Annotated in this window: 4 protein-coding genes; 3 read left to right on the plus strand and 1 reads right to left on the minus strand. The window is 41.8% G+C overall.

Annotated features, from left to right (window positions below; translation table 11 throughout):
* The first annotated feature begins 119 nt into the window (after positions 1 to 119).
* The gene (locus WFK85_RS21455; protein WP_336709348.1) at positions 120 to 3896 is read left to right on the plus strand and encodes a hypothetical protein; all 3777 of its coding nucleotides are present in this window, start codon (positions 120 to 122) and stop codon (positions 3894 to 3896) included.
* 329 nt (positions 3897 to 4225) lie between these two features.
* Here WFK85_RS21455 and WFK85_RS21460 read toward each other — a convergent pair whose 3' ends face one another.
* On the minus strand, positions 4226 to 6127 hold the full coding sequence (locus tag WFK85_RS21460) for an ATP-dependent nuclease (RefSeq protein ID WP_038422873.1): 1902 nt from the start codon (positions 6125 to 6127) through the stop codon (positions 4226 to 4228).
* A gap of 530 nt (positions 6128 to 6657) precedes the next feature.
* Between WFK85_RS21460 and WFK85_RS21465 the strand changes: the two genes are divergently transcribed.
* Together WFK85_RS21465 and WFK85_RS21470 are read left to right on the plus strand one after the other, a co-directional pair.
* Entirely contained in the window at positions 6658 to 7095 is a 438-nt protein-coding gene (locus WFK85_RS21465; RefSeq protein ID WP_038422872.1) for a diadenylate cyclase, read from the plus strand.
* Complete coding sequence (locus WFK85_RS21470) at positions 7092 to 7685, plus strand: hypothetical protein (RefSeq protein ID WP_038422871.1); 594 nt, start codon at positions 7092 to 7094, stop codon at positions 7683 to 7685. The genes WFK85_RS21465 and WFK85_RS21470 overlap by 4 nt, the downstream gene beginning before the upstream one ends.
* Positions 7686 to 8857 lie beyond the last annotated feature (1172 nt).

Below are 8857 nucleotides of genomic sequence, written 5' to 3' on the forward strand. Positions count from 1 at the left end.
GTTACTAACGTTGCTATGTGTTAACGAACGGGGAGCGGGCCATACGGTGAAAAAACAATGACCGGTCAGCGGTTCAACCAGTAAGATTGGCTAAAATACGGATGGGGCAGAGACATTAAATGGGCACTTCACATTCAGAAAATTGGGCGTTTCTTCTCAAGTTACTTAATGATAATTCAGGACAAGTTTCGCACGGTAATGGCAATCTTTTCGAACACCAGCAGGCCTATGCGCTTGCCCTTTTTTTGGTTGACGCAACACTTGCGACACCCGAGTTAAACCGGTGCAACGTGGCCGCGTTGATTGCGGGAGAATTATCTTGGCCACGTACTGAAGGCTCAGATCTCTACTCTGGCACTCAACATTCGTTGGCATTCTTTGAAGCTGGGGGATTCATTTCATTTCCCGGAGGATGGGCTGCGATTCACTGCAGTGAATCGCAGCATTCTAAGCAGTTGGATCAAAGCATTGAGGATATTCTTCGGGTAACAAACCTTTTGCAGAATATTCGCTTTGGTCGGAAGGGTTACGTTCAACCTCATTTCGTGATAGAGGAAGATCAGCTCATTGCTCTCATAAGTAAAGAACTGGGGAATATTCATCTTGATCGTCTTTTTCCCGGCGCAGTTCAGCAGGGCGGGAAGGTTGCCATTTATCCTGAAAAGCATCGGTTTACCCAACTGGAGAGCGCCTATCTCTGGCAGTGTCTTATGAGACGTCATTCTCCTGAACAGGCTTTTCGCCAATGGATGCTTTGCGTGCGTGCATTGAGTCATTCAATTGTTCCGGTGCAGTTCAGCTTGCTTGATGAAAATGAAACGGATCAATTCTTACGTCAGGTTGAATTGCTGGTGAAGACTGCGCCTGAGTTCAGTTATCCACTCAGAACAATCTACAAGCAGGCCATAAACTCATATGACTTCGCAAGCCTGAACCAGCCTGTCACGTTAGAAATTAACCTACACATCGGCAGTGAAAGTATCATGCCGGATAAAACCGATGAGCCTGATGAGCCTGCTCCTCTGACACTGAGAACTGCGGAGACTCTGGATGGTGCCTACCATTTCCCTGACATTGACGATCCTGCCGAAATAATTGCTCTAGGACAATTGCAATATTGGGGAAACTGGCGTGACCCTATGGGGGCCTTGTCCTGGCTCATTCAGGCGTGCTTTAATCATGTAATACTCATTGACCATCACTCACTCACTACAAAACCGTTTGCGCTCAATCTGCTTTCGCTGGCCGAGTCACGTCAAGCGCTAAAGTATTTGCTCTTCATTGCTCTCCCTCTCCGCTTCAACTGCAAATATATCCTCTTTTTACTATCGAGGCCTGAAACCTGTGAGATTGCAATTTATCATCTGACCAATCGGGAGTATCCACTACCAGTGACCCGTCGACATGATGTGTCCGATGACCTGAGTCAGTTGTTTCTCGACGTGCTGGTGAGAGAGTATGTCCGTACCATAAAAGATCGTTCAGATAACGGTCTGAAGTTACTCAACGTATCTCTTTATCTTGCCGACAACAGTGGCCTATATACGTTGCTTAACACAGACAGTTTCCAATACAGGGCGCTAACCTGTTTTATGCACAAGCTTGAGGATAAGCACGTAGCTGCTGTTGCTTCTGCCTTCCTTGAAACCATCCCCGTACAATATGAACGGCGCATTTCACATATCAGGGAAAGGAGTGTATACCACCTCGGGCTCTGGATTATTCAGCGACTCGAATCTACAGATGTTGCGTATCGTTACTTGCTGCCCCAACTGGGTGAATGCCTGATTCGCTTTTATAGCAATGCATTCACAGAATGCATTGCTACGCGTAGACGAGATCTGAAATCTGATAATTTTTTTGCGCTTCTACCTTGGCAAGGCCTGATAAAAGTTATTGGAATTAATGAAATCCTGCGGATTTCTAGTCGATATGATAGCTGGACTAGTGTGCTGACCTACAAGCATGACCGATGCTTTGATGCTGTATCAGCTATCTGCCAGTATTTGCAGCTCCTGATGCTAATCTCTAAAGGTCCGCTGGAAGAAGAAGAGCGCGCGCGCGCGTGGCAGCGCATCATAAACATCGTGTGCGCACTTGGATTCGGTCATGATGAGGATAGATGCTATCTCTTCAGCGCTGTTCTTAATGATGAGGCAGCAGACCTGTGGAAAATGTTTAGCCTTTTTGTGAATAACCTTCCCCCATCAAAGTACGATGAGTTTACGGAACGCTGTATCGACATGATTCCGCTTGATTCACTGTATATCCTGCTTCAACGTTGTAATATCCATGAAAGAAGACAGGTTCTTCATGATGCAATTCTCGACCGACAGGATCTCAGGGACGAAAAGCTTGGCCTAAAATCATTGGAAACGGCATTTATTCATGCCTGTGAAAATAGTCATATGGAACTTGCCGAAAGAGTTCTATCTGCTGCAAAACCCTTGCTTGAACGTTTCAGAGGCCATTCCCACATACAGTTCAAAGAAACTATCTACCTATGGGAAACCTATCACTATAAATACACCCTTTTGTCAGCCTACCTTTCCGGTCACGAAGATCCTCATGCCTTCGAAGAAGTAGTGTTACGTATCTCTTTACCTGATGGCCTGACTGACTTACCGGGGCATGAAATAGTCCGTCGCCAGCTCAGGGAATGTGAACAGTTCCGTCGTTATATCATCGCAATAGCATTCTGTCAGATTGAGCCCAGCAAAACGGTACGATATATGGAAGCTCTTTGCGCAGAGGTCAATGCGCCACACTTCGCATTTACTCTGTTCAGAGGGCATATAGCCGAGCTGTCAGATAGCCAGAATAAAGACGCGCGTCGTCGCGCTCTGAATAAGTTTCTAGAGCAGACGAGCAGCATTACACCGGATCAGATGGCTGCAAGCTGGGTAGCCATGGTGCTTGACGTCATGATACAGGTCGGTGATCAGCAACGGGCGGATGAATACTGGAGAAAACTCACAGGTGAGCAGCACCGAACACGGGAAATCCTCCTGCCATATTGCAAAGGTCTTATCCTACGAGGTAAACCCCTTGTCGCGTCTCAAATCATTAATGAGTTTCGAGAGTGTAATCTCATTCTCAGCGAACATGATGTGGGGCTGGCCGAACTGATTACCCTGCTCAGTCAAGCTCTTCCTAATCAGAACTCTGTTCTCGACATTGTCCATGCAATGGCAGAATCCAGTCAGCGCAGTATTGATCAACTCAGACAGCACTACCTACGTATAACCGGTGGTAGCTTCGAGGATTATGTACAGATTACTGGAGGTGGCCGTTCGAAAGAGATGTTTTTGAAAAAAGTAATTACTGAGGTTGCTGGTGAGTTGCTTTTGAGGAAAAAGAACCTGCAAAGCCAGCAGAGCACTGATGGACAGCTCAATAAAATTATTCATGAAGATCTCATCAACGACTGGTTTGCTTCTCTTGTCGATATGCGAATGGCTGAGGCGAGAATTGGTTTTCGCGATCAGAAACGTACCGGCAGCTCTGAATCAGGAAAAAGCCCCGGTGAGAGTGATGGTTTGATTACCGACAGCAAAAACAGACGGATTGCAATTTTCGAGGCATTTCGCCTCTTTTCGCTTAATAAGACAGTTATAGTCGAACATCTCAACAAAGTATCTGGTTACGATGCTGAAGCCCTAAGCCCTGTCTTCATGGTTGCCTATTGTGATGTTAAAGATTTCAGCACTCTTACGATGGGATATCACAAGTTTATTTCGAAAACAGACTATGTCGGTTACAAAAAAGACGGCCAGGCTGTAAAAATTGATGAAGAATCCGTTACGGACAATCTTTGGGTTTGTACTGAAACCAGGTTAAGAGGGGAACGTGAAGTTATGTTCTGTCATTTATTACTTAATATGCACTGTAATTAAGCAACGACAAGATGAGGCGAGGCTCATTGATGCCAGTGACCTAGTCCCATTGACCAACATGAATTGATGCTAGCAACGTCCGCTTCTGACACGGAGCGGACAGACCAAGCGACCTGTCAGATCGGCTATGAGCGAGGACCTGACGTCAGCAGTTGTTCTCACCATTGATGCAGAATCACTTAAATCGCGGTGTGTTAATTAACGAGGAACATATCATCAGCCCATAAGGGCTGAGCTGATATGCTTATTGCTTGGCTCGTGGCGATTCAATGTGTATTTTGTCATTCATTACCTTTCTCCACCCTTCTATATTTTAAACCGCGATAATATTATTCGACTTCATTTCTAGGTAGCACATCTAGTTGTTCCATCAAGTGTCGAAATGATGGATACAAATCATTAATTGTCTGAATAAATTCAAAGTATTTAAATAATAGCTTTGATGCTACTTCTTCATCTACATTTGATCCACGCAGGAAAAGAGAAATCCCTATTTTATTTTCTAGATCTGTAACAAACTTTTGGATAAGAGGTTTTGACATTACTCGCTCAGGTTTGAATACTTCATCTTCGCACCATGATCTTACGACATCCACGAAATTAAGATTGGCGAATTCTGGTCGATTTTTCTTTTGACCATTGAATCTAATCTCTATTTCTTTGTTTAGTGGGGAGGCTAGATCATTGACAGAATCTTTTAATTCATTAATTAAGGTGTCAACGTGTGTTGAAAATTCGTTTTCAACAATACCTGGAGCCAAAGAATACAAATAGTTTTTAAGAATATTTAGGTCCGAAAATAACACTGACTCAATACAGTATCCCATATGACTATATGGAGCACAACGCTTTCTAAGAATATTTTGTTTAAGATCATGGTCAACAGTGTTTGTAGAAAAGTCTCGATCAAAAATAACATGCCATGATTTGCCATTTAGAATCGAATTTAAAGTTCTTTTATTATACTCAACCTTTTGGAGAATATTATCTTTCCCTCGTAACGGAAAGAAAACTACATTTTTTAAACAACCAATTGGGTTAGTAATTTCTTTGATCTTTAGGTTAAGTTTCTTTAGATATTTTTCATCGTCCTCACCTTCAACAAATGCGATTAGTTTGGCATTGTTAAGTCTCTCGAGGGATAAAATCACCCCCCCCAATGAGTTTTTTATAATATCGAAGCTATTTGGGTTGATTGCTTCTAGGTGACCACTTGATTTAGCGTCTTCGTTTAAGAAGAATACTTCACCTTCTCCTGCACTGGTCACAAATTGATCGTTATGACTGATAATAAAAAACTGATTGTGATCTATTTTTTTTAAATGGGCGAGAAGGTTATGTTGCAGCTTTGTGTGGATGTGTGAGTCAGGTTCGTCAACAAGCAGTAATTTGAGGGGAGCATCTATAAATTCAACAGTAGATAGTATTTCTACAATTTGAAGAAAACCACTACCTTGAAGGTGAAGGTCATAATATTTTGATCTATCGATTGAAACATCAAGTTGAATGAATTCATCTTTATTTTTTCTAGCATCCGAAGGAATAATGAACTTGACATCTTTCTCAAGTATTTCAGATATGCTTAATTCTAAATCTGATATTGACTTTCTTTTAGAGATTATTTTGTTTCTGAGGACCTCGTGTGAATAACCTTTTTGGATTTTTCTCTTAATCTGAGCCTCATTATAGTACGGCTCAAATTGATGGACTCCTGCTACTGGTCTCGTCTGGTAAATAAAGATAGCTTCATCCAAAAATGCCCCTCCTTTACAAAATTCTTCCGCAAAGTTAGTGAACTGATTTTCATCTATTGGTTGAACGCGGAAAAAAGCATTTTCGATTGATGTTGGACATGTGACTTTGAATCCAAGCTCCCAACTCTTATCATTCTCCTCTTCATTTTTTAATGTCAGAGTAATTTCAGAGCATTTCCCTAGATTCGGATCTCTTGGATCGTGAAAAAGATCCTCATCACTTGTGATTCGCAAAAAATCCAGTTCTTGATAATTAACATATCTGTTTGTTGACTTCTTAACTTTATAAAACCCTTTCCTTGAAGCAAGGATATAAGTTTTATAACATTTCTCCCATAAATGAATAGCTTCAAAAACAGTTGACTTCCCAGCGCTATTTTCCCCAATAATGATATTAAAATCAGGATTTGGATTGATAGTAATATTTTTAAAACTTTTGAAGTTTTTTAATGATATTCTATTTATTCTTAGCTTCATTCAGACTCCCTAAACTAAATCGGATGTTTATTCATTTGTATCAACAAACAGCCCTTTCTTTTGCCCTAATAGCCATCAGCAACTTGACGCCTGCCTAGGCATAATCAGCCTTTTGGGGGTCGTCCATGAACAGAACCCCGATTGTTCTGAATAAATACATTATTCATACATTTCTTGCAACATTTCACATGTCTATCTCAATAAAAAGCAATGAAATTTTTAGTGTTACGGTCGAATATATCTGTGACATGCCCCATTGACTAACACAGGCTGAGGTTTGCAGCCTCTGCTTACAGCACAAAGTTGACGGGCAGCCTTGAGCGAAAAACGAACATGTTCCTTTGTTGTGGTTAGCTAAAACTGCATCGCGCCCTGAGGCAGGGCGTCAAACCTCATACCATTGTTGCTACAAATCTTTGTCCTGGTTTATCAAATCTTCCATTGCAAAGAAAATTATTGGATAATCGTCTTTATTAATATTACTGTTTGATTTTTGGTAGCTAATAGCTAAAAACAGAAAGAAATGAGCGATGACAAAAGAGAAATTATATAAATTACTGTATGATATTTGGAACAAATCCAATCGTGCTTATTTTTCTGGCATCGGGGTTATTATATGTAATAACCCCGATAGTCTTCCAATCACAAGTCTTCGGAATATAGATCCCATACAGAATGATTCCACATTGGAATTATTATCAAGAATTTCCAACAAAAATAGCGAATACCACGATGGCTTTCACATCTTAGATGAAGCAGGAAATGTTACTTATACCGCACAATATTTTTCACCACCAATCATAGAGAACATCAGTTTTGACAGGTCAAGACTCGTCGGTGGACGTTTTGTTGCTGCCCTTTATGGCTCTTGCATTGACGAGATTAAACTTACAGGGATTGTAAGCGAAGGGGATCGTCTTTCTATATTTGAGGCTGGTAAGGAAGTTTATTATGAGGAGTTGCAATGATAAACCTTCTCCCAATAGGGAAAATAATCTCAATAATCGCCGTTCTCTATGCGACTGCCTGCTGTCTGATTTTATGGGGCGTATATGATGAAAGCACAACTTTCGTGACAGCCCTATCAATTGCATCTGGAGGTTCGTTTCTTCTTAATACTTTTTTGATATCAATTTTTTTCTTTGGGTGGCGAAAGTTATGGCAATGGTTCCCTAAACTAAATGACCTACTCTTCCCTGATTTGAACGGAACCTGGAATATGGTTATTCATTGGGAATGGGAAGATAAAAAAGGTACATCCCACGCACAAGCAACTATAAAGCAGGATTTTCTTAGAATTGGAATGGATGTCGAAGCTGACGACTCCGATTCTCAGACATTGGTGGCTAAGCCTAAAAAGGATACCGAAACGGGGCGACCAGCACTCTACTACGTTTTTTTAACAACCCCCAAGCATAAGGCAGGTTATGGTGCACAAGATCCTTACAGAGGCACAGCTATTCTCAAGCTAAATCTTAATGGTAAAGAAGTGCTAAATGGGAACTACTTCACAAGCCGTAAAACAGTAGGTCATTACGAGCTGACACGCATTGACTAATCGCTAGCCAGCGGTTGACGGCCCCTTACTGGGGGCCAAGATCCTTAGAAACTTATCGTAGATAATGCTCAAAACCTAAACACGGTTTTTATATAAACTGATTGATTAGTTATCGAAATCCTTTCCCTATAGACTTGAAGAAAGGTAAATGTACAAGACCAGAAAATGAAAATGCGAATTGATTTGCTCTGGCCAAGACCACACTGCTTAGCTGGTAAATAATAACAGCTATATCAACCATTAATCTGACACGAATATTTAAAATGCCGGTGTCCTTGGTTCGATTCTGAGTCCGGCACCACTATTTTGTTTTTCTTTTTCACATCACATTCCGACTACAGGTTAAAGTTCCCAGCAACGTCCGTTCTTGGCACATAGCTGCCGGTCAACCATGCACGTCCATCCAAAGTGGGCGCGGCTACAGATTTTCTGCTTATATTCCAAATGATCTCAGACAGATATTATCTCCGTGAATTCCCTGCCTCCTTTACCGGATGGCGGGTCTTTTGTTTTTCACTCTGAGATCTCTGTTTGCAAAAATCTAACGCCCCTCAGACCTTCAACAACTGCGGGTTTCGATGCTTTACACCGTAAGCTGCCACATCCTTGAACGTCTTTTCAACCTCACGCAGTACGCTCCATCGGTAGATAAATTCTTTTATCGTAACGTCATGCTGGCATATCGACGGAGATGTGAAGCTTAATAGTTCACTGTGGGTGATGACGGAGAACATGCTCGACCTTTCAGTCAGTACCAGTAACAGACAAAAAATACACCGGTTCTAGGGGCCAGATAGCCTGACTTTACGCCTTCCATTCTCTCCAAATCCATATCCCGTTCACAGGAATTTCTCATATACCGCAGTTTGTAAGCCCTGACAGGAAACCTGCCAGCAGCATACCTGCGACTGTAATAACCGAAAGGAAAACTACTATGCATAATGACACGACGTTAGAACGAAATGATCATCTCAATCACAGTCAGAAAGAGTCCACCGAAGACAACTTACTTCATGCCATTGTAGTGCCTGATGAAATGCGCCTCAGTGAATCGCCACAGGTTTAACAGACACCTCAGAGTCATTTAAAATGACTTAAAGAGAGGTGCCCATGAGCGGTAAGCGTTATCCTGAAGAGTTTAAAATTGAAGCAGTCAAACAGGTTGTTGATCG

It is taken from the genome of Cedecea sp. VD22 (genome assembly GCF_037150195.1).
GTDB lineage: Bacteria > Pseudomonadota > Gammaproteobacteria > Enterobacterales > Enterobacteriaceae > Cedecea.

Bases quoted from the DNA above. Each gene is read 5' to 3' on its own strand.
- WFK85_RS21455 (WP_336709348.1), top strand. From the start codon at position 120: ATGGGCACTTCACATTCAGAAAATTGGGCGTTTCTTCTCAAGTTACTT.
- WFK85_RS21460 (WP_038422873.1), bottom strand. From the start codon at position 6,127: ATGAAGCTAAGAATAAATAGAATATCATTAAAAAACTTCAAAAGTTTT.
- WFK85_RS21465 (WP_038422872.1), top strand. From the start codon at position 6,658: ATGACAAAAGAGAAATTATATAAATTACTGTATGATATTTGGAACAAA.
- WFK85_RS21470 (WP_038422871.1), top strand. From the start codon at position 7,092: ATGATAAACCTTCTCCCAATAGGGAAAATAATCTCAATAATCGCCGTT.